The following is a 25,118-nucleotide window of genomic DNA, read 5'->3' on the forward strand; positions in this document are numbered from 1 at the left end:
ACCCGCGCGGACCCGTACGCGGAAGGCCGGGACCCTGTCGCGTACGGGGTCCCGGCCTTCCGCGTACGCCGCGTGATGGGCGCGGTACGCGTGTCTACGGGGTCAGGACCTGGCCCAGTCGCGTGGCCTTCGCCGTGCCCAGCTGGGTGACGCCGTAGTACGCCGACTTGGCGACGGAGACGCCCGAGGCCGTGCTCGGCAGGTACAGCAGCGTGCCGTTGTACGCGTCCTCGCCCTCCGCGCCGATGAGCAGGTGCGCGCGGCCGTGGCCGGAGAAGTCCGTCAGCGAGACGGACGAACCCAGCTTGTCGTCCTTCTCCGTGGACCCGGCGACGCCCGTCGTGTCCTGGGAGAAGGAGAGCGAGCCGGTGCCGGTGAGGCCGGCCGAGGCGCCCTTGAGGAGCCAGACCGCGCCCGCGTTGGCCTTGTTGGCGCCGCTGCGCGTGATGTCCTCGTTCGGGGCGCCGGTGAGGACGTCCGCGAAGCCGTCGGCGTTGAAGTCGCCCACGGAGACGGAGGTGCCCATCGCGTCACCGGACTCGTTGGCGCCCTCGACGCCCGCCGTGCTCTGGGTGATCTTCGTCAGCCCGGTGGTGGTGAAGCCCGTGGACGTGCCCGGGACCATCGTGACCTGGCCGCCGGAGACCGCGCCGGACTCGGAGGCGTACGGCTGGCCGATGACGATGTCGTCGTAGCCGTTGCCGTTCACGTCGCCCGCGGCGAGCGAGCGGCCGCCCTTCACGGAGAGCGTGGACACCTTCGACAGGCCGAGCGACTTGGACCCCTTGAACCAGGTGACCTTGCCGGCGCCGGACGCGTCGCGGTAGTTGAGCGCCACGTCCGCGTAGCCGTCCCGGTTGAAGTCACCGGTCGCGGCGTCCGCGTACGCGAGGGCGCCGGAGGCGGTGGTGAGGTCGCCGGCGACCTCGTGGCCGTCGTCGAAGCGGGCCGCCCAGTTGCCGCCCGTGCCGGTGGCCGCCGTGAAGACGTCCGCCCTGCCGTCGGCGTTGAAGTCGCCGACCGCGACCGTCGCCCCGAACCGCGCCCCGGCCGGTTCGTAGTCGTCGCCCAGCGCCATGGTGTCGGCGCCGAGGTCGAACTTCGGGCCGTACAGGATCGTCACCGCGCCACGGTCCGCGTGGCCGGTCGTGTCGTCCTCGCCGGGCGCGCCGATCGCGATGTCCGCGTAGCCGTCGGCGTTGATGTCGCCGAGGGCCGTGGCCGCGCCCCACTGGTCGCCCGACTCGGCGGCGCCCGGAACATCGGCGGTGCCCTGGTTGAGCTTCACCTTCGAGGCCGATACGGGGCCGTTCGGACCGCCGGGCACGAGGGTGAGCCAGCCGCTGCCCTGCTTGGGCGTGGCGGCGACGAGGTCGCTGATGCCGTCACCGTTGAAGTCGGCGGTCGGGACCGCGGAGTTCCTGGCCGGGCTGGAGGCGTACCGGCGGATCTCGCTCAGTTTCGAGTAGAGGTTCTTGCCGGGGCACTCGGTGGCGAAGCCGTCGCGGTGGCCGGAGACCGTGTTCAGCGTGGCCTGCCGGCCCGCCTTCCACACGCCCGTGTCGTCGGCGGCGGTCAGGGTGACCTGGCCGCTCGGGTTGCCGCCGTACTGGCCGAGCTTCCACGCGGCGACGCGCGCCACGGACTCCAGGGCGGCCCGGGTCGGCCTGCCCGCGGCCTTCGCCGCGGTGGTGGAGGTGGCGGCGGCGCCCTCGAAGTCACCGAGGACGGCGATGCCCGCCGAGTCGCCGTTGAAGCCGTACGTGTGCGCGCCGCGCACCGGCAGGTCGATGCCGCCCGCGCGGCCCTCGAAGATCCGGCCGCACTTGTCGACCAGGAAGTTGTAGCCGATGTCGTTCCACAGTTCGGTCTGCACGTGGTACGCCATGATGCCGCGCACCAGCGCCGGGGACTCGGCGCAGCTGTAGTCGTTCGTACCGACCGTGTGGTGGACGAAGACCGCGCTGACCTTGTCGATGTACTCCGGCGCGTCCTTGACCGTCGACTCGGCGGCACCCCACTGGGCGCGGGGGACGATCGGCGGCTGCGTCACGGTGGACGGCGGCGGGGAGGGGACCGGGTCGGGCGTCGGGGAGGCCGGAGCGCTCTCGGACGGGCTCTCGGACGCGCTCTGCGAGGTGCTCTCGGCGGGCGACGCGGGGGCGCCGGTCGTATCGGCCGTGCCCGTGGGCTTGGTGCCCGCCGATTCCGCCGGGGACGCGGCACCCGAGGTGGCGTCGGCCGGGGTGGCCGGGGAGCCGGTCGGATCCTCGGCGGCGAAGGCGGCGCCGTCCATCGAGAGATCCGCGGTCGTGCTCAGTGCCTCGTTCTTCGCCTCGGCCGAGGTCACGCCCGGGTCCACGAGGCTCAGCTCAAGTCCCTTGGGCAGACCCGAACTCGCCGAACTGTCGGCCGCGACCACCCGCGCCTCGACGCCGTCGCTCGGGCCGACCCAGAGCGGATCGGACGCGCCGCGCGCCTCCTTGGCGCCCGGCTCCGCCTTGTCCACCGGATGGAGTTCCAGGTCCAGGTTCTGCCAGCCGGTCCACTCGTCCGAGCCGAGCGCGCGGGTCCGAACCTGGGCGGTGCCGTCGAGTTCGGCCTTCGCGCCGGTCCAGGAGATGCCGAGCAGCGAGAACCGGGCGGTGCTCGTCCGCTCCACCTCGCGGCGGCCCGTGCCGTCGCTGCTCATCGCGAGTTCGTGGACCTGCACGGGCCGCTTGCCGCGTGCGGCGTCCACCGACGGGTCGTCGCCGGGGTTCGCGACCGCGTACGTTACGGCGCCCGCTCCGGCCAGTACGACGGCGCCCGTCGTCAGCCACGCTCTCCGCCTCAGGCTCAGCGGTTTGTACGCATGGGTCGTCCGGCGACTCAAATACCCCACCCCTAGAGAAGCAGCACAAAAAAGCGCACCCGTCACAAGGGTGGCCCCTCAGTTCAGCGCCGGCTCCGGACCGAACATCACCCAACAGGGCTGTGCGGTACGTCACTCCGAAGAGGGTGAGACGCTTGCGGGGAGTGGATGGTTGTACGGATTCCGGTGAATTGCCGCGTGACCTTTGTCACCATGGGGACGTGTGATGTTCGGGTCACCCGGCCCGCTTGGTGTTGCGGACCGGCCGTGGCTCTCGCGGCCCGGACGCGACCGAGTGAGGGGGCGCAGGCGTGGTGGGGACGAGCGCGGAGTCGGGAGAGCCCCCACGCGTGGCCCGCAGGCTCTCGGCCGACCTGAGGATGCGACAGCACGCGGCACGGTTCGTACGGGACGTCACGGCCCGCAACCAACTGCCGCTGGACTACTCCGTCGCGAGCCTGCGTGTCGTCGACTTCATCGTCGACGGGCTGCGCAGCAGCGGCCGGGACCACGCGGCCGTGGGCCGGGTGCTGTTCGGGCTCGGGGTGTACGCGGGGGAGGTGCTGGTGCGGCGGGCCGGGGCCGCGTGGGTCGAGTTCGACCAGGGGCAGCGGGAGCTCTTCGGCCAGCCGGTGGGCGTACGGATGCCGGACGGGCGGGTGTGGAATCCGCTGGGCAAGGTCGTGAAGCGGTTCGAGGTGGGGGAGCGGGAGTCCCTGCGCACGTTCTATCTGCAGTTGCACGGGCGGGCGCGGGCCGGACTGCCCGGGTCGCCGGGGCGGTCCGGGTGCGTGGAGGCGCGCGGCGCGGCTGACGAACTGTGACGTTTCCGCGCCGCCCGGCGCAGATGACCTTGAAGGTATGTGCGATCGCAGCGGTTCCGCGCGGCTGGGTGCCGGTGCCGGCGGCGGTGCGAGTACCGGTGCCGATGCCGGTGACGGGTGCGGTACGGAAGCAGTCCGAACCCGGTGCGAACGAGGCAGTGTTGGGCCAGGGAGGGGAGTCCCGCCGCGTGCGGTCGTCCGACGGGGAGCTGGGCCTGGCCGTCGCGCGGGCACAGCAGGGGGACGAGGACGCCTTCGCGGTCGCGTACCGGATCGTGCAGCCCGGACTGCTCGGGTATCTGCGGGGCCTGGTCGGCGCCGAGGCGGAGGACGTGGCCTCGGACGCGTGGCTGGAGATCGCCCGGGATCTGGGGCGGTTCCGCGGGGACGGGGCCGGGTTCCGCGGCTGGACCGCGACCATCGCCAGGCACCGGGCGCTCGATCATCTGAGGCGGCAGAAGGTACGGCCGCGGGCGTCCGAACTCGAACAGGACGTGCTCGACCTGCCCGCCGCCCGGAGCACGGAGGAGCAGGCCCTGGAGTCCCTCGGCACGCAGTACGCCCTCGAACTCCTCGCCACCCTTCCGCGCGACCAGGCCGAGGCCGTACTGCTGCGGGTCGTCGTCGGTCTCGACGGTCCGGCGGCCGGGCGGGTCCTCGGCAAACGGCCCGGCGCGGTACGCACGGCCGCGTACCGGGGTCTGAAGCGGCTGGCCCGCCGCCTCGACGCCGAGGGTGTGACGGAAGACGGGCCCCGGACGCTGGGGGAGTCGGGATGAACGGCAGACAGTCCTCCGGCGGCGAGAGTGGATGCGGACATGGGTGAACGAGGGGGCGACAGCACCCACCCGGACCTCGGTGCCCTTCTCGCCGGCGCCGTCCGGGGCGAGGACGCGGACCCCGACGCCGAGAAGCGGGCCCTCGCCGCGTTCCGGGACGCCCGGGACGCGGGGGCGCACGGAGCGGTCCGTACCCGGCGGCGGGACGACTGGCGGCCCGCGGGCGAGCGGCGCGGCTGGTCGCTGCGGGCGACGCTGGTCGCGCTGGCGGCGAGCGTGACGCTCGGCGGGGTGGCCGTCGCGGCCATCGGCTCGGGCGTGGGCGGGCGGGACCACGGGGGTGAGCCGGACAGGGCCCGGCGCCCGTCGAGCGGTTCCGTTGTCGGTGGCGGCACCCCCGGTGTGTCCGGGCCCGGCCGGGCCGGCCTGCCCTCCACCGCTCAGGACACCGAGGCCCACTGCCGTGCGTACGACTCCGTCGGGAAGCGCGGGAAGGCCCTCGACCCGGCCGCCTGGCAGCGGCTGGTCCGGGCCGCGGGCGGCGAGGACGAGGTGGTGGCGTACTGCGCGTCGCAGTTGGCCGGCGCGAAGGAAAAGAAGCACACCGAGAACAGCAAGGGCACCAAGGCGGCCGAGAAGGCGGCGAAGGCCGGGGGGAGTAAACCGGCCAAGCAGTCGAAGGCGCCGGGCAAGGGCGTCACGAAAACCCCGAAGAGCGTAAAGAGCCCAAAAACCAAGAAGAGCGCCAAAACAGCGAAGGGCGCGAAGAGCGGGAGCGGTTGAGGGCGGGGGGCGCCGACTCCGCCGATGGCAACGGCCGGGGCCGCCACCCCCCACAGGAGAGGCCCCGGCCGTCGCGCGGCACGGGCCGCGCGGCGGCCCGTACTCTCCTCAGCGCCGACAGTGCGTTTTGTGTCACACCCCGCGTCGCAACGAGTTGGTTGCATGTTCTACGGACATGGACGCGCCCCGGTTTAAAGCCGTAACGTGCATTTCGCGCCGGATGCGGGGCAGGACCGCAACCATCGACCGAGAGACCACGACGGAGATGACCCGGTCCGCGAGAGCGGCGCCGGCTGGGCGCGATAAGGGGCGCGGTGCTGGGGGACGACGCGGAGCTGACCGCCGCGGTGCTTGCCGCACAGTACGGGGACGAGACCGCGTTCCGGACTGTGTACCGAGCCGTGCATCCACGGCTCCTGGGGTATGTGCGGACGCTGGTCGGTGACCCGGACGCCGAGGACGTGACGTCCGAGGCCTGGCTGCAGATCACCCGCGACCTGGAACGGTTCAGCGGAGACGCCGACCGGTTCCGCGGCTGGGCGGCCCGAATAGCCCGCAACCGCGCGCTCGATCACATCCGTATGCGCGGGCGGCGCCCCGCGACAGGCGGCGACGAGAGCGAACTGACCGGCAGGGCGGCCGAGTCCGACACCGCGGGTGAGGCCATCGAGGCGCTCGCCACGGGCCGCACCCTCTCCCTCATCGCCCAGCTTCCGCAGGACCAGGCGGAGGCCGTCGTGCTGCGCGTCGTCGTCGGCCTCGACGCCAAGACCGCCGCGGACACCCTCGGCAAACGGCCCGGCGCCGTCCGCACGGCGGCGCACCGCGGACTGAAACGCCTCGCGGAACTGCTCGGCGCGGACCCGGAGGCGGCGGCTGCGGAATCCGTGGGCTCCCTCGGCTCGGTACCCCAGCAGAGACCCCCGCGCACAGAGCCGCGTACCCGTGCGGTGACGTCGGCCGGTGTGACGCATACGCCTTCGCGTACGCAGAAGGACATGTGATGGCCGACGAGCGCTCTGTCTTCCCGGGGGACGATCCCACGCCCCCCGGCCGGTGGCTGGACCGTGACGCGGCGGAACGACTGCTGCGCGGAGAACCGCTCGAAGCCGTCGACGCCGACATCCGCGCCCAGGCCGACCGACTCGCCGAGGCACTCGACGAACTGGGCGCGCTGGGCGGCACGCGTGCGGTAGCCGCCACGGGTGCGACGGGTGCGATGGGTGCCACGGACGCCCCGCGCGCGCACGGCGCCGAGCACGCGCCGGCCGGTACCACCGGTGAACGCGGTACCGAACTCCCGGGCGAGGAAGCCGCGTTGGCCGCCTTCCGCTCGGCGCGCGCCGGCCGGAGCGAGGAGACGGCCCTCGCCGGGCCCTCCCGTACGCGTTCCCGGGCGCCCTTCCCGTCCCCGTCGCCCTCCTCGTCCCTGGGGGCTTCCCTGGACGCGGGACTTGTCCGGCTGGGCCGTTTCACCCCGGAGCGCCGTGCTCGCTCCCCGTGGGGCCGCCCGGTGCGCTACGGCCTCGCCGCCACGCTGGCCGCCGGGATGATCGGCGGGGTCGCCGTGGCCGCCACCGCCGGTGTCCTGGCCTTCGGCGGGGACGGACCGGAACCGGGCGCCTCCGCGACGGCCGACGTCACCGAGAACCGCCCGCTGCGCACGCCGTCCCCGAAGACGACCCGCCGCGGCGACGACCCGCGGCCCGAGGGCAGCGCCGGCGCACCGACCGGCGAGAGCTCCGCCCCGAGCGGCGAAGCCCCCGAGGGCACGGGTACGGGCGCACAGCCCGACTCCGACGACACCGGGCGCGAGAACCGGCAGGGGCAGCTGTGGGCCAGGATCGCCTCGGCCTGCCGTGACATCCGCGACGGCAGGGACCTCGACGCCGGGCGCAGACGCACCCTGGAGGACGCGGCCCGGGGCGCCGAGCAGGTGCAGAAGTACTGCAGGGACATCCTGAAGACCGGGAACCAACGCGACTTTGACGACGACCGGAGTGACGGTTCCGGGCCCGCCGGTTCCGGCAAGGGCGACAACGGCAAGGGCGGCGACGGTGATGACCGCGGCGGCGACGACGGCGGCGATGGCACCGGTGGCGGTGGCGGTGGCGGCCGCGGCGGTGACGACCGCGGCCACATAGGTACGGGCACGTTCCGGGGCGACGAGGGCGACGCGGCCCCGACCCCACGGATCAGTGCCCTCGCGGAGCTGACCAGCCGCTTCTGACCTGCGATTCCGTTCGGTCTACACGCGTGTGCCGTGCCGGTGTGACGTTTTCAGCCGTCCCGACGCAGTAGTAAGCGAGCCGACTGGTCATCGGCTGTCGCACGAGCCGGGGTTCCCCCCGTACTCACGGCTCAGTGCACAAAAGGCGCGGGCGGGACACGTTCCCCCGGTTCCGCCCGCGCCCGCACACCTTCTCCGCCGCACGGCGCTCACCAGTAGATGACGACCTTGTCGCCGTCCCTCACCTGCGAGAACAGCGCCGCGATCTTCCCCTCGTCCCGTACGTTCACACAGCCGTGCGAACCGCCGTAGTAACCCGTCCCCGCGAAGTCCGCGGAGTAGTGGACCGCCTGGCCGCCGCTGAAGAACATCGCGTACGGCATGGGTGAGTCGTAGAGCGTCGACACATGATGGCGCGACTTGAAGTAGACGTTGAAGACACCTTCGCGGGTGGGGGTGTACTGCGAGCCGAAACGCACTTCCATCGTCGAGACCGTACGGCCGTCGATCATCCAGCGCAGGGTGCGGCTGGTCTTGCTGATGCACAGCACCCGGCCCGTCAGACAGCGCGGGTCCGGCTTCGCGGCAGGCTGGCCGCCCGACGCGTACAGGTCCCACTTGCCCGGTTCGCGGGTCATCCCCAGCAGCCGCTGCCAGGTCACCGAGTCGGTGGTGCCGGTCTTCGGCAGGCCGCGCTTGCCCTGGAAACCCTTGACCGCGTAGACCGTCGAGGCGTCGTACGTCCCCGTGGGCCCCTCGTAGAGCCACAGCACCTGTCGCAGCCGGGCCTGCAACTCCCGTACGTCCCCGCCCCGGTCGCCCGGCGACCACAGGACCTCGGGCGCGGGCTGCCCGGCGGAACCCGGCGGCTTGGCGTCACCGGGAGAACGGCCGGCCGGTGACGACTCACCCGCGGACGACGACGCACCCGCGGGCGGCGAACCGGCGGGCGGCGAACCGCCCGGTGACGTGCCCGGCGGGCCCGCCGGCTGGATGGTGCACCCGCTCACCACGGCGAGCGCTGCCAGCGCCGTCGCCGCTGCGACTGATCTCCACACACCTGATGTACGCATCTGAACCCCCCGCCGCTCATCGATCCGGTCATCGATGTGCCGTGGTGACATCCGAGCGGCTGTCTCATCCCGCAGAACTCCGTCCTGCGTTGTCATACCCGGATGCGACACTGCCTCTCATGCTTGGCGTAACGGATCTCCCCACCTACCTCGTGGGCCTCGTCCTGATTGTGCTGTTGCCGGGGCCGAACTCCCTCTATGTGCTGTCCGTCGCCGCGCGGCGGGGTGTCAGGACCGGGTATCGGGCCTCCGCCGGTGTCTGGTGCGGTGACGCCGTGCTGATGACGCTGTCCGCGGCCGGTGTCGCGTCCCTGCTGCAGGCCAACGCCCTGCTGTTCGGAATCGTGAAGTACGCGGGCGCCGGGTATCTCACCTGGCTGGCCTTCGGGATGCTGCGGGCCGCGTGGCAGATGTGGCGGACCAGAGGAGAGCGGGACGAGGCCGAGGAGGCCGCCCCGCCGGCCGTCGAGGAGCGGCCCTTCCGACGGGCGCTCGTCATCAGCCTGTTCAACCCGAAGGCGATCCTCTTCTTCGTCGCCTTCTTCGTGCAGTTCGTGGATCCGGGCTACGCGTATCCGGCCCTCTCCTTCGTCGTGCTCGGTGCCTTCGCCCAGGTTGCGAGCTTCCTCTATCTCAGCGCGCTGATATTCGGCGGGACGAAGCTGGCGGCGGCCTTCGAGCGGCGCAGGCGGCTCTCCGCGGGGGCCACCTCCGCCGCCGGCGCGCTCTTCCTGGGCTTCGCCGTGAAGCTGTCGCTCGCCAGTTCCGTCTGAGGGCCCCCTCAAAGACCAGCCCTAGAGGGCGCCCGCGCGCGCCGCGTACTCCGCCAGGCCCCGTGCCGACCCGGCCGACCCGGCCGACCCGCCCGACTCGCCGGACGGGTCGGACCCGCCCGCCCAGCCCACGTAACCGTCGGGGCGGACGAGGAACACCCCGGTTCCGTAGGCCTCGTAGGCGGGGAAGCGGACCGTCCGGACGCCGGGGAGGTCCGGCACCGGTGTGTCCGTGCCGACCGCGAGCAGCGTCCAGTGCGGGCCCCGGAAGGCGTCGAAGAGGCGGGTCCCGGCCCGGGTGCCGTCCGGTGCGCGGTCGCCGGCCCGCAGGGCCTCCGCGGGCAGGTCCGTACGGGACTCCACGGCCAGCGCCGAACCGCGGTAGCCGAGGCCGAGCTGCTGGGTGGCCGCGCCGCGCCGCACCTCGCCGCGGTGGACACCGGTGGACAGGCCCAGCATCTGCGCGGCGATGGGCATCCGCTCCTCCTCGTACGAGTCGAGGAGGGCGGCCGGGGCGGACCCCCGCAGCACGGCCGCGAGCTTCCAGCCGAGGTTGTAGGCGTCCTGGACGCTGGTGTTGAGGCCCTGGCCGCCCGCGGGCGAGTGGACGTGGGCCGCGTCGCCCGCCAGGAAGATCCGTCCGTCCCGGAACCGGTCCGCCATCGCGGCACGCGGCCGGAACTCGGAGGCCCAGCGGACCTCGGTCACGTCGTCCGCGGACAGGTGCGTGCGCGTGGCGACCAGCTTGCGGATGCCGTCGAGGGACAGGTCCGGCTCGGCGGACGGGTCCGAGAAACCGGCCGCCAGCTGGAAGTCCTCGGTGTGGGGAAGGGGGCAGATCCCCAGGAAGCCGCCCTGGAGGCCCCGGCCGCCCTCGCCGCCGCCTTTGCCTTTGCCTCCGTCTTTGCCTTCGCCGACGGTGTCGGTGGCGTCGGTGGGCGGGAAGAAGTGCCAGTTGTCGCGGTCGAGGCCGGTGACGCGGATGTCCGCGACCAGCGCCGGAGCCGGGTCCACGGTCTCGCCGGTCATCCTGATGCCCAGCGCGCGCCGCACGGCCGACCGGCCGCCGTCCGCGGCGACGGCGTAGCGGGCGCGCACCGGCGTGCCGGACGCGAAGCTCGCCGTCACCCCGTCGGCGTCCTGGGCGAGGCCCACCAGCTCCCGGCCGAAGGCGACGCCGCCGCCCAGCTCCGCAAGGCGCGCGTACAGGATCTCCTGCGTCCTCCACTGCGGAACCATCAGCGCGAAGCCCGCGTACGGGTCGGCCTCCGTCGCCTCGACCTCGTCGAACATCCGGTGCTCGCCCTGCCGTCGCCCGTCCTTCCAGATCATTCCGACCGGGTACGTGCCGCCGCCCGCCCGGAGCGCGTCCAGCACGCCGAAGTCGTCGAAGACCTCCTGCGTGCGCGGCTGGATCCCCTTGCCGCGCGAGCCGGGGAAGAGGGTGGCGGACCGCTCCACGACGAGGGCGCGTACGCCGTGCCGGGCGAGGTCGAGCGCGAGGGCGAGACCGGTGGGCCCGGCGCCCACGATCAGGACGTCGGTCTCGGCCGGTACGGCGGCGGTGTCCACGACGGCATCCACAGGACTTTCCTTAACGTTGTTAAGTTCCATGCGCCGAGGATGCACTTAACGACGTTAAGCTGTCAAGGGGAGGTCTCCGGATAGGGTGCGAGCGTGGCTGCAGGGAAGATCGACCGAGCGCTGGTGGCCGACACGGCGCTGCGTCTGCTGAACGAGGTCGGCCTCAACGGCCTCAGCCTCCGCGTCATCGCCAAGGAGCTGGACGTCAAGGCGCCCGCCCTCTACTGGCACTTCGAGGACAAGCAGGCGCTGCTGGACGAGATGGCGACGGAGATGTACCGGCGGATGATCGCCGATACCCCGATCCCGCCGGGCACGGACTGGCGCGAGCGGCTGCTGGCCGCGAACCGGGGTCTGCGTGCCGCGCTGCTGAGCTATCGCGACGGGGCCAAGGTCTTCAGCGGCTCGCGCTTCACCGGCACCGCGCACGCCGCCCAGATGGAGGAGAACCTGCGCGCCCTGGTGGACGCCGGGTTCACCCTCCGGCAGGCGGTACGCGCCTTCACCACCGCGTACCTGTACACGCTGGGCTTCGTCACCGAGGAGCAGGGCGTGTACCCCCTGCCGGGGGAGCGCCGCGAGGGCTACGACGTGGAGGCGCGCGCCGAGATGCTCGCCGCCCACCCCCTGTCGGCCGCCGCGGGCTCGGTGATCTTCGAGGGGTACGACGAGGGGTTCGAGGAAGGCCTCATGCTGCTGCTGGACGGGATCGAGGCACGCTTCGGCGCCGGCTGAACCGGTCGGTTCGGCCGGCTCCCAAGGGGTCGGCGCCGGCTCAGCGCGGCTTCGACAGAGCCGAGCGCAGTCGCGGGGTCAACCGGTCCTCGACGAAGCGGTTCAGCAGCCAGGCTAGGGTCAGCATCGTCACGACCGTCAGCAGTGCCGTCGCGTACGACGGGAGGCCCAGGCTCTGGTGGTAGGCCTTGATGGCGACCCAGCCCAGGTGCTCGTGGACCAGGTAGAAGGGGTACGTCAGCGCCCCGGCCACCGTCAGCCACGGCCAGTTCGCCCGGTTCAGCCAGCCCAGCGCGACCGCGGCGACCGCCACGAAGCCCAGGGTGACGACGAGGATGATCCCGGTCGAGCTGCGGTTCGAGAAGAACTGCGGGTCGGGCGCGTGCCACAGCCGCGCCACCGCGTAGTGCTGGCCGATCAGCCAGCTCACGAGCACGATGCCCCAGGCGTACGCGTCGCGCCGGTCGCGGTGGACGAGGTAGAGGCCGATGCCGCCGATGAAGAACGGCGCGTACTCGGGCATCAGGATCAGGTCGAGCAGCGGCTCCCGCGCCGCCTGGGCGATCGCCGCGGCGAGGGTCCAGCTCGCGCAGAACAGGATCACGCGCTGCCGGGTCGCCCCGGGAAGCACCACGCAGAGGGCGAACAGGGCGTAGAAGCGGACCTCGGCCCAGAGCGTCCAGCAGACGCCGAGCACCCGGTCGGCGCCCAGCGGTTGCTGCATCAGCGTCAGGTTCACCAGCGCGTCACTGGGGGAGACGGCGTGGTACGCGACCACGGGCAGCGCGAAGACGGCCGTGACGAGGACGATCGCCGCCCAGTACGCCGGCATCAGCCGGGAGACCCGCGAGGCGAAGAACGAGCGCAGGCTCCGTCCCCAGCCGCTCATACAGATCACGAAACCGCTGATCACGAAGAAGATCTGCACGCCCAGACAGCCGTACGCGAACCAGGTGTGGAGTGTGGGGAACTGGAGCTGTGGAGAAGTCCCCCAGGCCCCGCTCACCTCGCCGTCCCGGCCGCCGTAGTGGTACGCGGCGACCATCAGGGCGGCGATCAGCCGGAGCCCGTCCAGCGCGCGCAGGCGCGGGGCGTGCTTCCGGGGAACTGTCCGGGGAGGGACAGGAGCACTGCCGCCCGCCTCGGCGGAGGGACCCGCCCCAGGAGAGGAGGCCGCCCCCTCGGAGGACGTCAGGACGGGCGACGATTCCACGGTGCTCATCCGAGTGTGGCCCTCTTCAGGGATCGGGCGCGCTTGGCCACACGGCGTACGGTCGCGTTGCGCGGGATGAAGGCGAGCTGAGCCGGTACCGCGCCCGGCAGTCCCAGCGAGGTGAGACGCCGTCGCTTGAAGTACCGCCAGGTGTCGGCATTCAGACGCTGCGTCAGGTACTGCTCGGCGTCCGGCCGGGTGTCCGGGTAGATCTTGGGCTGCATGGCGAAGCCCACGGCCCGTACCAGCTCGGACAGTTCGTCGGCCGTCATGCCCTGGCGCTGCTCGGTGACCGCCGCGCGGTCCGTCAGCTCCGGGAGAAGCGCGTCCACGATCGTGACCGGGACGCGGTTGCTGTTCTCGTACGGGGTGAGGCGTTCGAGGAGCGGTCCGGTGCCGATGCGGGCGACCGGGAGGCCGTACAGCGCGGAGGCGGTGAGCAGTGCGGTGGAGAAGCAGCCCACGACCAGCGCGGGGCGCATCCGCTGGTAGAGCACCTCGGCGAGGACCGGGGTGTCGAGCACCGTCAGGTCGGCGCCGATCCGCTCGGCCTCCTTCTCCAGGGCGCGCGACCAGCGGGCCGGTGCGCTGGGGTGCGGCTTGAACACGATCCGGCCGTGCCCGAGTGCGACGGCGCCCTTGAGCATCCGTACGTGCAGGTCCTCCTCCTCCTCGGAGGTGAGGATGCCGAGGGCGGAGAGGTACTGACCGAGCAGCAGGGCCGGTTCGTCGATGGCGGGCAACTCGTCGCCCGTCTTGACGAGTTCGGTCAGGACGTCGGTGAAGACCGCGGTCGGCACGATCTCCGGTCCGACACCGAACTCCGTGAGCAGCAGGGGAGTGAGGCCCGGCACCAGGTCGAGGTGGAGGAGCCGGTCGATCCGGGTGCCGACCAGCGGGTCGATCTTGTTGCGGGTCGGGCCGTAGCTCATCAGGCCGTCGGCGTAGACGGTGACGGGGGCGCCCGTGAAGATCTGCGTGAGGCCGAGCGCGGGGTTGACCTGGATCGACTCGACGACCAGTTCGACATCGTCGTCGCCGAGCCCCCAGGCGAGCCGCAGATGCCGCTCCCACAGCGGTACGTCGTCGAGCCGCGGGGCCCAACCGCCCGGGTGGAACGGGGAGATGGTCTCGTTCCACGAGATCACGTCGTCGAACCGGCCGCGCAGTTGCGTGAAGCCGGGCATCTCGTCGACGCCGGGTGTCGTCTCGGGGGTCGCCGCGTTGTTGGAGACCAGCAGGACGCGCCGGTCCGCCGGGCGGAAGCAGCCGGCGTCGACGGCCGCGGCGAGCGTCGCCGTGCCGTAGAGCGTCGACGCCATGTAGATCTGGGTGGTCACGCGGACACCCCCGCGGCGGCCGGCCGCCGGCGCAGCCGACGCAGTCGCGTCGCGCGCTGTATGTCCATGGAGTCGAGGGCGTCATCGAGGACGTCCTGCGGCATACGCCGCAATGCGACGGCACTCATCGACTTCAGTTTCCGTGCCACTGGCGGCTCGAACCTTTCGATGGATCCCAGGTGATGGGAAATAATCGCACAGTAGGTCCGCACGGCCTTCGGGAGGAGTTTATCCGCGTCCCGGTCCTGTGCCGTTTCGCTTACCACCTGGTCGAACGCGCGAATGAAATCCAGCTGCCGTACGTCACCGATCTGCGTCAGTGAGGAGGCGACACCGCGCCGGTAGAACACCCCGAGCAGGCCCACCGTGGCGAACGATTCCGCCTCCCGGTGCAGCTTCCAGATCCACGGCCGGTCCTCGGCCGTGCGCAGCCCGTCGGTGAAGTGCAGCAGGCCCCGGTCGGCCAGCCTGCGGTGGTAGATGCCGGCCCACGCGTACGCGTAGTCGACGGAGGTGGAGCGGTCGGCGGGCAGGATCGCCTCGCGCGGATCGAGGACGACACCGCGCCTGCCGTACGGCACACGGTGGACGGTGCGGGCCCGCGCGGTGCACTGGACATGGTCCGTGCGCACGAAGTCGCAGCCCAACCCCTCGATGGAGGCGAGCAGTTGCTCGTAGTAGCCGGGGGCGAGCCAGTCGTCCCCGTCGAGGAACGTGAGGTACTCGCCACGTGCCGCGTCGATGCCGGTGTTGCGCGCGGTGGCCAGTCCTCCGTTCTGCTCGTGTCTGACATGCACCGCGCCCGGGAGCTCGCGCTCCGCGCGCGCGAGGATGTCCGGCGTCTCGTCGCGGGAGCAGTCGTCGACGAGAATGAACTCGAAGTCGTCGCGTGCGTTCGCACGCAGACTCTTCAGGGTGTCGGGCGCATATTGCTGCACGTTGTAGAACGGCACGATGACGGAGAGCTTGACCACCCACGTGACGTTAGGCGGCGGCCCGGCATTCGTCTTGACCGCCGGTGAGATGCCAGGTGAACGACACGTGGCGGAATGGTGAACCGGGCCTTATTGCGGGCGTATCCGGGGTCGCATCGCCATTCGGCGGTGTGCTGTTAACCCTTTGTTGTATTCCGGTTGGGCCGGTGATCGGAATCGCTTCCTAGCGTCTTCGGTGTGCCAGCAAGTACCAGGAAGTCCCTGCGAGTGGCCGTCCTCGCCGATTCCGATACCCGGTGGAAATGGGGCGCGCTCACCGCGAACCGTATCGCACCGGCCGATTCGGACATCAGGCTCGACGGCTACCTCCTGCGGGGCCGTGCGACCCCCACCGCCCGTCAGCTCGAAGAGGTCGGCGTGCGCGCCGACTCCCTGCGGGAGGTCACCTCTGTCGAGTTCCTTCGGGAGATGGCCCGCGAGGAGGCCGCGTACGACGTCCTCGTGCTGTCCCTCGTCGGGGGCGGCGTCCAGGCGATGCTGCACGGGCTCTCCCATCAGTGGCGGGAGCGCGCGGCGACGGGGAGCACGAAGCGGCCCGTGGTCGTCACCGGCTATGTCGGCGTCGTCTACGAGAAGCTCGCCGACGGACTGCTCCTGCGGCACGGCGCGGACCTCGTCCTCGCCAACTCCCGCCAGGACGCGGACCGTTTCACCGCCGTGTACGAGGGAGTGGGCGCCGACGCCTCCTCGGTGACCGAGGTCGCCCTGCCGTTCCTCGGCGGCGCCCCGTACGAGAAGCACGACCCGTCCGCGAAGCAGGGGCGCAGGCCCTACACGGTCGTCTTCGCCGCGCAGCCCTCCGTGCCGGAGAGCCGCAAGGACCGTACGTACCTGCTGAACCGGCTCGTCCAGCACGCCGGGCTGCACCCGGACCGCGAGGTCCTGCTGAAGCTGCGGTCCAAGCCGGGCGAGCACACCACACACATCGAGGAGCAGCCCTACCAGCGCCTCGCGGAGCGGATCCCGGGCGGCCTGCCCGCCAACCTCCGCCTCGTGTACGGGCACATGGGCGAGGTCCTCGACCGTACGGACCTGCTGGTCACCGTCAGTTCCACGGCCGCCCTGGAGTCCCTGCACCGCCGGATCCCCACCGTGGTCCTCACCGACCTCGGGGTGCGCGAGTCGCTCGGCAACCACCACTTCGTGGGCTCCGGCTGCCTCGCCTCCTGGGACCAGCTGGACGACGGGCACGTTCCGTCGCCCGACGAGCGGTGGGTCGCCCGCCAGGGTGTCGCCGCCGCAGGCACCGGCGCCGGGGGTTCACCGGCCGAGGGCGGCTCGTACGAGACGGCCTTCGACGCGGCCCGCGAGCGGATCGCCGGGCTGCTCGGCGGGGGCGCCCTGCCCGACCTCGCCCCCTACTACACGCCTGTCACCGCGCCCGGCTACCTGCCCGGCATCCTCGCCCGCCACCACCTCGCGCCGGACGGCAGTCCGCTGCCCGGCGCGCCCGACGCCGACCGGGAGCCGGGGGCTGTGCGGCAGATCGTGCGGCGGGCCGCGCGGGGTGCCTACCGGCACGGGGTGCAGCGGGTCGCGCCCGTCATCCGGCGGATGGGGGAGCTGTGAGCTTCCCCTCGCCGGAGGCCGGGCGCCCCCCTGCCTGTGCCGTCTTGAACCTGCGGCTGCGTCGTGGCTGGGCGCGCAGTTCCCCGCGCCCCTTCGGGGCACCACGACCGTCGACCAAGGAGTACAGCGAATGACCAACTCGGAAGCGGGGCGGCTGAAGTCCGTGCCCCGCGTGCTCGCGGTGATTCCGGCCCGGGGTGGGTCCAAGGGTGTTCCCGCCAAGAACCTGCTGCCCGTCGGCGGGGTGCCGCTGGTCGCCCGGGCGGTGCGCGAGTGCCGGGCGGCCCGGCTGGTGACGGACGTCGTGGTCTCCACCGACGACCAGGCGATCGCCTCCGCCGCCCGTGAGGCGGGCGCCGAGGTCGTGCTGCGGCCCGCCGCCATCGCCGGCGACACCGCGACCTCCGAGGCGGCCGTCCTGCACGCCATGGACGCCCACGAGGCCCTGCACGGCTCCGCTGTGGACGCCGTACTCCTCGTGCAGTGCACCAGCCCCTTCATCATCCGCGAGGACATCGACTCGGTGGCCGGCGCGGTCGTGGAGAACGGCGCGGACACCGCGCTGACCGTGGCGGCCTTCCACGGGTTCGTCTGGCGGGACGCCGACGACGACCCGGCCGCGGTCGACACCGCGCCGACCCGGTCCGTCGGCGGCGGCACGACCGTCGCCGGCACCACGGCCACGGACGGCGGCTACGGCGTCAACCACGACAAGTCGTTCCGGCCGCGCCGCCAGGACCGGCCCCAGGACCTCCTGGAGACCGGCGCCGCGTACGCCATGAACGCGGCCGGACTGCGCGAGCACAAGCACCGCTTCTTCGGGCGGACGGAACTCGTCCGCACCGACCCCGCGCGGGTCCTGGAGATCGACGACCCGCACGACCTCGCCCGTGCCCGCGCCCTCGCGCCGCTCTTCGACGCGAACCGGCCCGGCACCCTTCCGACCGCCGAAGACATCGACGCGGTCGTCCTCGACTTCGACGGCACCCAGACCGACGACAGGGTGCTGATCGACTCCGACGGACGGGAGTTCGTCTCCGTGCACCGCGGCGACGGACTCGGCATCGCGGCCCTCCGCAGGAGCGGCCTCACGATGCTGATCCTGTCCACGGAACAGAACCCGGTCGTCGCCGCCCGCGCACGGAAGCTCAAGATCCCCGTGCTGCACGGCATCGACCGGAAAGATCTCGCACTGAAGCAGTGGTGCGAGGAACAGGGCATCGCGCCCGAGCGCGTGCTCTACGTCGGCAACGACGTCAACGACCTCCCGTGCTTCGCCCTCGTCGGCTGGCCCGTGGCGGTCGCGAGCGCCCACGACGTCGTACGCGGCGCCGCGCGCGCGGTCACCACCGTCCCCGGTGGCGACGGCGCGATCCGAGAGATCGCCAGCTGGATCCTCGGCCCCTCTCTCGACTCCCTCGACACGTAAGGAACGTCTCCACCATGAGCTCCAACTCCCGTCTGCGTACCTTCGGTTCCAAGACCGCGGGACCCGGCCACCCCGTCTATGTCGTCGGCGAGATCGGCATCAACCACAACGGCGACCTCGAAAACGCCTTCAAGCTGATCGACGCCGCCGCCGAGGCCGGCTGCGACGCCGTGAAGTTCCAGAAGCGCACCCCGGAGATCTGCACCCCGCGCGACCAGTGGGACATCGAGCGGGACACCCCCTGGGGCCGGATGACCTACATCGACTACCGCCACCGCGTGGAGTTCGGCGAGGACGAGTACCGCAAGATCGACGAGTACTCCAAGAGCAAGAACATCGCCTGGTTCGCCTCCCCGTGGGACACCGAGGCCGTCGCCTTCCTGGAGAAGTTCGACGTCCCTGCCCACAAGGTCGCCTCCGCCTCCCTGACCGACGACGAGCTGCTGCGCTCGCTGCGCGCCACCGGCCGCACGGTCATCCTCTCCACCGGCATGTCGACGCCGAAGCAGATCCGCCACGCGGTCGAGGTCCTCGGCAGCGACAACATCCTGATGTGCCACGCCACGTCGACCTACCCGGCGCAGGCCGAGGAACTCAACCTCCGCGTCATCAACACCCTCCAGGCCGAGTACCCGAACGTCCCGATCGGCTACTCCGGCCACGAGACCGGCCTGCAGACCACGCTCGCCGCGGTCGCCCTCGGTGCCGCCTTCGTCGAGCGCCACATCACCCTGGACCGCGCGATGTGGGGCTCCGACCAGGCCGCCTCCGTCGAGCCGCAGGGCCTGACCCGCCTGGTGCGCGACATCCGCACCATCGAGGCCTCCCTCGGCGACGGCGTCAAGAAGGTCTACGAGTCCGAGCTGGGCCCGATGAAGAAGCTGCGCCGCGTCTCGGGCGTCGTCGCCGAGGCCGAGATCGCCGCCGCCGCGGGCGAGCCCGTCGCGGTCTGATCCACTCCCCACCCCTTCGTCACTCCCACCCCTTTCGATTCCAGGGAAGCGACGGTCGTACGTCGATGAGTCCCCGCGCCGGGTCCACCGGCCCCCAGTCACCCGCCACGCTGGCTTTCGTGGAAAGCCCGGTGCAGCTCCTGAACGTCCTGGAGTGGGCGCACGCGCACGCCCTGAAGGCGGCGGCCCTCAGGAGCACCGGCGAGACCTCCGGACCCCCGGGTCCGGAACTGGGAGCCGGCCGGCCCGGCGGAACCGGCAGGTTCGGCAGGTCCGGCAAGCCCGGGGGGTCGGGCAGGTCCGGCAGGGCCGTCGACGCCAGGCCGGGAGAGGCCGGTACCGGCCTCACGCTGGTCGTCCTGTCGCCCACCGACCCGATGACCCGCGGGCAGCTCAGGCGGATGGCGGAGCTGGCCAGGGACGAGGGGTACGAAGTGCGGTGGGAGGAGGCGAGGGGCGGCACGACCGCGCCCTTCCACACGGTCGGCGGGCTCGCACCGCTGCTGCGGCGCGCGCGGCGCATCGTGATGGGCGACCCCTTCTCACGGTACGTGCAGCTGCTGCTGACCATCACCCGCGCCCGCGACCTCGTCGTCGTGGACGACGGGACCGCGACCATGGAGTTCGTCTCCCAGCTGGCGCGCGGTGAACGGCTGGTGCGCTGGCACCGGCGCGGCGGGCGCCCCGGGGCCCGGGACCTGGTCTTCGCACCGGTCTCGGCCCGGGCCCGCCGCCGGCTCACCCCCGGCGCCGGACGCCGGGTGGAGATCTTCTCCTCCATGCCGATCGACGAGACGCCCGAGGGCGTCGACATCTCCGCCAACGACTTCGCGTGGACCCGGGCCCGCTTCGGCCCGCCCCGCATCACGAAGGGCGCCGACCTGGTCGGCACGTCCCTGGTGGAGACCGGGGTCGTGGACCCCGACCGCTACGTCGAAGCGGTGAAGGGACTGGCCGGCACCTACGGGGCCACCCGGTACTTCGCCCACCGCAGGGAGAGCCCCGAGAAATTGCACCGGCTGGCCGTCGAGACCGGCCTGGAGATCGTCCGCCCGGACCTCCCGCTGGAACTGATCGCCCGGCGCGGCCCCATCGGCCGCATGATCCTCAGCTTCCCCTCCACCGTGGTCCACACCCTGCCGCTCGCACTGGTCGGCACGGACGTCAAGGTCGCCGTCTTCGACATCGACCCGGCCTGGCTCACGGAGAACGCCTCCCCCCGGGCCCAGGGCTTTCTCTCGGGCGTCACCGACACGGCCCGCGACGCCCACCGCCTGTCGGCGATCACGGCCACCTGAGAGGACGGGCGGCCGAGCCCTGTCGTGGTGCCGTCCGGCAGGGGTGTCCGGCAACTGAACGGAACCGATCAGGTGCCCGTATGCGTGGTATGCGTAGAGAGCCCATTTCCGGGGACCCGGGAATGGGCTTCGCCGCTCGGAGGTTTTCCCACAAGGAGGGCCGGATCCGGATCCGCCTGGGCAGGCGTGGGGGTCGTCGGCTCAAAAAGCCGGTCGAGTATACCCAAGCCAGTCAAACTGTATGCGCCGCGCGGCTGGATTTTCTGTCCCGAACGAGCTGAAGTTTTGTTGATCGCAGGGCAGTTGGTCGTCGCGTCGCCCTACCCTTCAGAGGGTGAACCAACTGATGTCGCAAGAGTCCGAGGCCGATTCCTCCGAGGAAGCGTCGTCCGGGGAAGTGCCGCCCGGGGAAGAACTGTCCGGGGGGGCGGCGCTTCCCGGTGTGCTGCCTGAGGCGCTGCGCGCCGAACTCGTCGCGTTCCGACGTGACCTGCACATGCACCCGGAGCTGGGCAACCAGGAGTTCCGCACCACCGCCGCGATCAAGGAGCGGCTGGAGCGGGCCGGTCTGCGGCCCCGCGTGCTCGCCACGGGAACCGGGCTCATCTGTGACATCGGTGCACCGGACCCCGCGCTGCCGATGCTCGCCCTGCGCGCCGACATCGACGGCCTGCCCATCCCTGACATGAAGACCGGGTGCGCCTACCGCTCGACCGTGCCCGACCGCGCCCACGCCTGCGGGCACGACGTGCACACCACCGTCGTGCTGGGCGCCGCCCTCGTCCTCGCGGACCTGCACGAGCGGGGTCTCCTCGACCGGGCCGTACGCCTGATCTTCCAGCCCGCCGAGGAAGTGCTGCCCGGCGGCGCTCCCGATGTCATCAAGAGCGGCGGCCTCGACGGCGTCGGCCGCATCGTCGCCGTCCACTGCGACCCGCGCGTCGACGCCGGGCGCATCGGCCTGCGGTACGGCCCCATCACCTCCGCGTGCGACCGGGTCGAGGTCTCCCTGGACGGGCCCGGCGGACACACCGCCCGGCCGCACCTCACCACCGACCTCGTCACCGCCGCCGCCCGGGTCGCCGTCGACGTGCCGGCCGTGGTGGCCCGGCGGGTCGACGCCCGCTCCGGACTCTCCCTGACCTGGGGGCGTATCGAGTCGGGGCACGCCTGCAACGTGATCCCGCAGCACGCCGAACTCTCCGGGACCGTACGGTGCCTGGACCTCGCGGCCTGGCACGCCGCCCCCGACCTGGTGCACGCCGCGATCGACGAGGTCGCCACGCTCCACCGGGCGAAGTCCGAGATCAGCTACGTACGCGGGGTGCCGCCGGTCGTCAACGAGCCGGGCGCCACCGATCTGCTGCGCGCGGCGATGACCGCCAGGCTCGGCGCGAACGCCGTGGAGGACACCGAGCAGAGCCTGGGCGGGGAGGACTTCTCCTGGTACCTGGAGCACGTGCCCGGCGCCATGGCCAGGCTCGGGGTCCGTACACCGGGCGAGCGGACCGTGCGGGACCTGCACCAAGGGGACTTCGACGCCGACGAGTCGGCCATCACGGTGGGCGTCGAACTCTTCACCGCCGCCGCGCTGCTGCAGGCGCGCGGCTGACGGAGTGACGCCGAACGGCGGGTGGTCCACGGGCGAAGGGGTGCCCCGATCGGCACCCCTTCGTCCCCTTGTGTCACTCGTACGTAACCGGCGGCGGGCGTTCGTAACCGGCCGTCGGCACGAATCGATAACGGCAGTGATGAACACCGTTCCCCTCCCCTTCTACGCGCGTTACTGTGCGCCGCAGTCAGCGTCGGCAACGGCGCCGTTGGGGAATGTAAGGGGTGCTCTCTCATGCGTCGGATTTCTCGGAGAACCAGGCTTTCTCAAGCCGCTGTCGCCGTCGCGGTCGTCGTCGTCGCGGCCGCCGGCTGCGGCGAGACCAGCGACGAGTCGTCGGACACCGAGTCCGGCTCCGGGTCCGGCTACAAGGGCAAGGGCATCGGACTCGCCTACGACATCGGCGGCCGTGGGGACCAGTCCTTCAACGACGCCGCCTACACCGGGTTCGAGAAGGCCCGCAAGGAGTTCAAGCTCGGCGGCAACGACATCGAGCCGAGCGACGGCGAGTCGGACGCCGACAAGGTGCAGCGGCTGACCCAGATGGCGAAGGCCGGCTACAACCCCATCGTCGGCGTCGGCTACATCTACGCGCCGGCGGTCAAGGAGGTCGCCGCCAAGTATCCGAAGGTCACCTTCGCCGTCATCGACGACGCCCAGGTGCAGGCGAAGAACGTCGCCGACATGGTGTTCGCCGAGGAGCAGGCCTCCTACCTCGCCGGTGTCGCCGCCGCCAAGGCCACCAAGAAGGACCACGTCGGCTTCATCGGCGGGGTGGACATCCCGCTCATCCACAAGTTTGAGGACGGCTTCGTCCAGGGGGTCAAGTCGGTCGACCCGAAGATCGAGATCGAGAAGCGGTACCTCACCGAGAAGCCCGAGGACGGCGGGTTCTCCAACCCGAGCATGGGCAAGGAGGCCGCCAGCGGGCAGGTCGAGGCCGGCGCCGACGTGATCTACCACGCGGCCGGTCTGTCCGGCCAGGGCGTCATCCAGGAGGCCGCGGCGCAGAAGGTCTGGGCGATCGGGGTGGACTCGGACCAGTACAAGCAGAAGGCGCTCGCCGCGTCCAAGGAGTGGATCCTGGGGTCCGCGCTCAAGGACGTCGGCGGTGCGGTGTACGAGGTCGCCAAGTCCGTCGTGGACGGGAAGCCGCTGTCCGGTGAGCACCGGGGTGACCTGAAGTCGGGTGGGGTGGGCTTCGCCGACTCCAACCCGAAGTACAAGGAGATGACGGATGTCGTCGAGGCCGTGGACAAGGCCAAGGAGGACATCATCACCGGCAAGGTGACGGTCAAGACCGACTGAGGTCCCCGCCCCGGGGTGTGCGTGCTCGACTGCGGGCCGGCGGGGGCGAGCCGCGCAGTTCCCCGCGCCCCTTGAGGGACGGGGCTGCGCCCCGGCCCCGGCCCCGGCCGGTTCGTCGACTGACGGCCGGTGGGGGTCGGCCGCGCAGTTCCCCGCGCCCCTGAAAAGCCGGGCCCGATGCCGCCATGACCGGGGCAGGGGCGCAGCCCCGCCCTTCAGGGGCGCGGGGAACTGCGCGGCCAGCCCCCACCGGCCCGCAGCCGACGAACCACCCGCACGCCCCCCCCACCCCCCACCGACCCACCCCACCCCGCACGCCCCCCCGGCCGAGGGACACGCTTCGCAGGTCGAACGCCCCTTGCCTCCCGCAAGGGGCGTTCGACGTTCCGTAGTCTGTACGGCATCTGTGGCCACAGCTCGATAACGGACCGGACAGAAGGGGTTTTCCGTCTGGTCTACGCGCGTTACGCTGCGGCGGAACCAGCGCCTGGTATGGGCGCTTGCACAAAGGAGTCACGTTCCATGCGCCGGGTGTCCCGAATCGCTGTCGCGGGCGTTGCGACCGCTACCCTCACCGCCGCCCTCGCTGCTTGCGGCGGCACGTCCAACGACGCCGCTGACAGCGGCGACGGCAAGAGCAAGGGCATCGCCCTCGCGTACGACGTCGGAGGCAAGGGCGACCAGTCCTTCAATGACGCCGCGACCGCCGGAATGGAGAAGGCCGCCTCCGAGTTCAAGTACGGCTCCAAGGCCGTCGAGCCCACCGACGGCGAGTCGGACGCCGACAAGGTGCAGCGCCTCCAGACGCTGGCCAAGGCCGGCTACAACCCGGTGGTCGGCGTCGGCTACGCCTACGCGCCGGCGGTCGCCGAGGTCGCCGCCAAGTTCCCGAAGATCACGTTCGGCATCGTCGACGACGAGACGATCGACAAGAAGAACGTCGCCGACATGGTCTTCCACGAGGAGCAGTCCTCGTACCTCGCGGGCGTCACCGCGGCCCTCACCACCAAGTCCAAGACCGTCGGCTTCGTCGGCGGCGTGGACATCCCGCTGATCCACAAGTTCGAGGCGGGCTACAAGCAGGGCGTCGCGGACACCAACCCCAAGGTCAAGGTCGTCTCGCAGTTCCTCACCGAGAAGGCCGAGGACGGCGGCTTCGCCAGCCCCGACAAGGGCAAGACCGCCGCCGAGGGCCAGATCGAGGACGGCGCCGACGTGGTCTACCACGCCGCGGGCCTCTCCGGTCAGGGCGTCATCGAGGCCGCCTCCGCCGCCAAGGTGTGGGCGATCGGCGTCGACTCCGACCAGTACAGCCAGGACGCCCTCAAGGCGTACAAGCAGTACATCCTCACCTCGGCCACCAAGGACGTCGCGGGCGCGGTCTACAACCTCGCCAAGTCGGTCCAGGACGGCAAGCCCGAGACGGGTGTCGTGCGCGCCTCCCTCAAGACCGGCGGCGTCGGCCTCGCGGACTCGAACCCCGACTTCAAGGGCAACGCCAAGCTCCAGGCGGCCCTGAAGAAGGCCACCGAGGGCATCAACGACGGCACCATCAAGGTCAAGACCTCGTAGTGACCGGCCGTTACCGATCGGTCGCGGTGACCGTTCCTGGCAACCGCTCGTAGTAACCATGGTCAATCGGGCGCTGTAATGGCAGCGTTACGGTCGCGAAAACGGGGTGTGGGAAGGATGGCCTTCCCGCGCCCCGTTCGCGCGGCGGATGGCCCGGGTCTGTCCGGGAGGCATGGATCTGCCTGGATGTGCCC

The 25,118-nt window shown here is 71.6% G+C and carries 20 protein-coding genes; 14 read left to right on the plus strand and 6 right to left on the minus strand.

Annotation, left to right across the window (positions count from 1 at the left end; translation table 11 throughout):
* Positions 1-94: 94 nt before the first annotated feature.
* Entirely contained in the window at positions 95-2,884 is a 2,790-nt protein-coding gene (locus ACH4DZ_RS10095; RefSeq protein ID WP_398286538.1) for an FG-GAP-like repeat-containing protein, read from the minus strand.
* 350 nt (positions 2,885-3,234) lie between these two features.
* On the opposite strand from ACH4DZ_RS10095, the gene ACH4DZ_RS10100 reads away from it, so the two are divergent.
* From ACH4DZ_RS10100 to ACH4DZ_RS10120, 5 genes are all read left to right on the plus strand, one after another.
* On the plus strand, positions 3,235-3,678 hold the full coding sequence (locus tag ACH4DZ_RS10100; protein WP_398287060.1) for a hypothetical protein: 444 nt from the start codon (positions 3,235-3,237) through the stop codon (positions 3,676-3,678).
* A 161-nt stretch (positions 3,679-3,839) separates the two neighbouring features.
* Positions 3,840-4,457 (plus strand): RNA polymerase sigma factor, encoded by a 618-nt coding sequence (locus ACH4DZ_RS10105; RefSeq protein WP_398286539.1) that lies wholly within the window; start codon positions 3,840-3,842, stop codon positions 4,455-4,457.
* A 39-nt stretch (positions 4,458-4,496) separates the two neighbouring features.
* A complete protein-coding gene (locus ACH4DZ_RS10110) occupies positions 4,497-5,240 on the plus strand; it encodes a hypothetical protein (RefSeq protein ID WP_398286540.1) in 744 nt (247 codons plus the stop codon).
* Positions 5,241-5,554: 314 nt separating this feature from the next.
* The gene (locus ACH4DZ_RS10115) at positions 5,555-6,244 is read left to right on the plus strand and encodes an RNA polymerase sigma factor (protein WP_398286541.1); all 690 of its coding nucleotides are present in this window, start codon (positions 5,555-5,557) and stop codon (positions 6,242-6,244) included.
* Positions 6,244-7,470 (plus strand): hypothetical protein, encoded by a 1,227-nt coding sequence (locus tag ACH4DZ_RS10120; RefSeq protein WP_398286542.1) that lies wholly within the window; start codon positions 6,244-6,246, stop codon positions 7,468-7,470. Before ACH4DZ_RS10115 ends, ACH4DZ_RS10120 begins: the two co-directional genes overlap by 1 nt.
* Before the next feature lie 209 nt (positions 7,471-7,679).
* On the opposite strand, the gene ACH4DZ_RS10125 is transcribed toward ACH4DZ_RS10120, so the two are convergent.
* Positions 7,680-8,543 (minus strand): L,D-transpeptidase family protein, encoded by an 864-nt coding sequence (locus ACH4DZ_RS10125; RefSeq protein ID WP_398286543.1) that lies wholly within the window; start codon positions 8,541-8,543, stop codon positions 7,680-7,682.
* Between the two features lie 119 nt (positions 8,544-8,662).
* Between ACH4DZ_RS10125 and leuE the strand changes: the two genes are divergently transcribed.
* The gene (gene leuE, locus ACH4DZ_RS10130; protein ID WP_398286545.1) at positions 8,663-9,316 is read left to right on the plus strand and encodes a leucine efflux protein LeuE; all 654 of its coding nucleotides are present in this window, start codon (positions 8,663-8,665) and stop codon (positions 9,314-9,316) included.
* A gap of 21 nt (positions 9,317-9,337) precedes the next feature.
* Here the strand turns inward: leuE and ACH4DZ_RS10135 are convergent, their stop codons facing one another.
* Positions 9,338-10,930, minus strand: coding sequence for an FAD-dependent monooxygenase (locus ACH4DZ_RS10135; protein ID WP_398286546.1), 1,593 nt, complete (start codon positions 10,928-10,930; stop codon positions 9,338-9,340).
* Positions 10,931-10,993: 63 nt separating this feature from the next.
* On the opposite strand from ACH4DZ_RS10135, the gene ACH4DZ_RS10140 reads away from it, so the two are divergent.
* Positions 10,994-11,635 (plus strand): TetR/AcrR family transcriptional regulator, encoded by a 642-nt coding sequence (locus tag ACH4DZ_RS10140; RefSeq protein ID WP_398286547.1) that lies wholly within the window; start codon positions 10,994-10,996, stop codon positions 11,633-11,635.
* A gap of 40 nt (positions 11,636-11,675) precedes the next feature.
* On the opposite strand, the gene ACH4DZ_RS10145 is transcribed toward ACH4DZ_RS10140, so the two are convergent.
* From ACH4DZ_RS10145 to ACH4DZ_RS10155, 3 genes are read right to left on the minus strand one after another with little or no spacing between them, the layout of a single operon-like run.
* Positions 11,676-12,857, minus strand: a complete 1,182-nt coding sequence (locus ACH4DZ_RS10145) for an acyltransferase family protein (RefSeq protein WP_398286548.1) — start codon at positions 12,855-12,857, stop codon at positions 11,676-11,678.
* Positions 12,854-14,188, minus strand: coding sequence for an alpha-2,8-polysialyltransferase family protein (locus ACH4DZ_RS10150; RefSeq protein ID WP_398286549.1), 1,335 nt, complete (start codon positions 14,186-14,188; stop codon positions 12,854-12,856). The genes ACH4DZ_RS10145 and ACH4DZ_RS10150 overlap by 4 nt, the downstream gene beginning before the upstream one ends.
* The gene (locus tag ACH4DZ_RS10155; RefSeq protein WP_398286550.1) at positions 14,185-15,162 is read right to left on the minus strand and encodes a glycosyltransferase family 2 protein; all 978 of its coding nucleotides are present in this window, start codon (positions 15,160-15,162) and stop codon (positions 14,185-14,187) included. Before ACH4DZ_RS10155 ends, ACH4DZ_RS10150 begins: the two co-directional genes overlap by 4 nt.
* Before the next feature lie 198 nt (positions 15,163-15,360).
* Here ACH4DZ_RS10155 and ACH4DZ_RS10160 point away from each other — a divergent pair, with 198 nt between their 5' ends.
* The 7 genes from ACH4DZ_RS10160 (at position 15,361) to ACH4DZ_RS10190 (ending at position 24,924) form a co-directional block, all read left to right on the plus strand.
* Positions 15,361-16,752, plus strand: coding sequence for a DUF6716 putative glycosyltransferase (locus ACH4DZ_RS10160; RefSeq protein ID WP_398286551.1), 1,392 nt, complete (start codon positions 15,361-15,363; stop codon positions 16,750-16,752).
* A gap of 130 nt (positions 16,753-16,882) precedes the next feature.
* A complete protein-coding gene (locus ACH4DZ_RS10165) occupies positions 16,883-18,181 on the plus strand; it encodes a cytidylyltransferase domain-containing protein (RefSeq protein WP_398286552.1) in 1,299 nt (432 codons plus the stop codon).
* Between the two features lie 14 nt (positions 18,182-18,195).
* Positions 18,196-19,134 (plus strand): N-acetylneuraminate synthase family protein, encoded by a 939-nt coding sequence (locus ACH4DZ_RS10170; protein ID WP_267026930.1) that lies wholly within the window; start codon positions 18,196-18,198, stop codon positions 19,132-19,134.
* 65 nt (positions 19,135-19,199) lie between these two features.
* A complete protein-coding gene (locus ACH4DZ_RS10175; protein WP_398286553.1) occupies positions 19,200-20,432 on the plus strand; it encodes a hypothetical protein in 1,233 nt (410 codons plus the stop codon).
* Between the two features lie 346 nt (positions 20,433-20,778).
* The gene (locus ACH4DZ_RS10180) at positions 20,779-22,044 is read left to right on the plus strand and encodes an amidohydrolase (protein ID WP_398286554.1); all 1,266 of its coding nucleotides are present in this window, start codon (positions 20,779-20,781) and stop codon (positions 22,042-22,044) included.
* A 234-nt stretch (positions 22,045-22,278) separates the two neighbouring features.
* Positions 22,279-23,352, plus strand: a complete 1,074-nt coding sequence (locus ACH4DZ_RS10185) for a BMP family protein (protein ID WP_398286555.1) — start codon at positions 22,279-22,281, stop codon at positions 23,350-23,352.
* A 522-nt stretch (positions 23,353-23,874) separates the two neighbouring features.
* Positions 23,875-24,924 (plus strand): BMP family protein, encoded by a 1,050-nt coding sequence (locus ACH4DZ_RS10190; RefSeq protein ID WP_398286557.1) that lies wholly within the window; start codon positions 23,875-23,877, stop codon positions 24,922-24,924.
* Positions 24,925-25,118 lie beyond the last annotated feature (194 nt).

Origin of the sequence: Streptomyces sp. NPDC017991 (genome assembly GCF_044328075.1) — a bacterium.
GTDB lineage: Bacteria > Actinomycetota > Actinomycetes > Streptomycetales > Streptomycetaceae > Streptomyces.

Bases quoted from the DNA above. Each gene is read 5' to 3' on its own strand.
- ACH4DZ_RS10125 (WP_398286543.1), bottom strand. From the start codon at position 8,543: ATGCGTACATCAGGTGTGTGGAGATCAGTCGCAGCGGCGACGGCGCTG.
- ACH4DZ_RS10170 (WP_267026930.1), top strand. From the start codon at position 18,196: ATGAGCTCCAACTCCCGTCTGCGTACCTTCGGTTCCAAGACCGCGGGA.
- ACH4DZ_RS10190 (WP_398286557.1), top strand. From the start codon at position 23,875: ATGCGCCGGGTGTCCCGAATCGCTGTCGCGGGCGTTGCGACCGCTACC.
- leuE (WP_398286545.1), top strand. From the start codon at position 8,663: ATGCTTGGCGTAACGGATCTCCCCACCTACCTCGTGGGCCTCGTCCTG.
- ACH4DZ_RS10100 (WP_398287060.1), top strand. From the start codon at position 3,235: ATGCGACAGCACGCGGCACGGTTCGTACGGGACGTCACGGCCCGCAAC.
- ACH4DZ_RS10135 (WP_398286546.1), bottom strand. From the start codon at position 10,930: ATGGAACTTAACAACGTTAAGGAAAGTCCTGTGGATGCCGTCGTGGAC.
- ACH4DZ_RS10165 (WP_398286552.1), top strand. From the start codon at position 16,883: ATGACCAACTCGGAAGCGGGGCGGCTGAAGTCCGTGCCCCGCGTGCTC.
- ACH4DZ_RS10175 (WP_398286553.1), top strand. From the start codon at position 19,200: ATGAGTCCCCGCGCCGGGTCCACCGGCCCCCAGTCACCCGCCACGCTG.
- ACH4DZ_RS10185 (WP_398286555.1), top strand. From the start codon at position 22,279: ATGCGTCGGATTTCTCGGAGAACCAGGCTTTCTCAAGCCGCTGTCGCC.
- ACH4DZ_RS10110 (WP_398286540.1), top strand. From the start codon at position 4,497: ATGGGTGAACGAGGGGGCGACAGCACCCACCCGGACCTCGGTGCCCTT.
- ACH4DZ_RS10180 (WP_398286554.1), top strand. From the start codon at position 20,779: ATGTCGCAAGAGTCCGAGGCCGATTCCTCCGAGGAAGCGTCGTCCGGG.
- ACH4DZ_RS10145 (WP_398286548.1), bottom strand. From the start codon at position 12,857: ATGAGCACCGTGGAATCGTCGCCCGTCCTGACGTCCTCCGAGGGGGCG.
- ACH4DZ_RS10120 (WP_398286542.1), top strand. From the start codon at position 6,244: ATGGCCGACGAGCGCTCTGTCTTCCCGGGGGACGATCCCACGCCCCCC.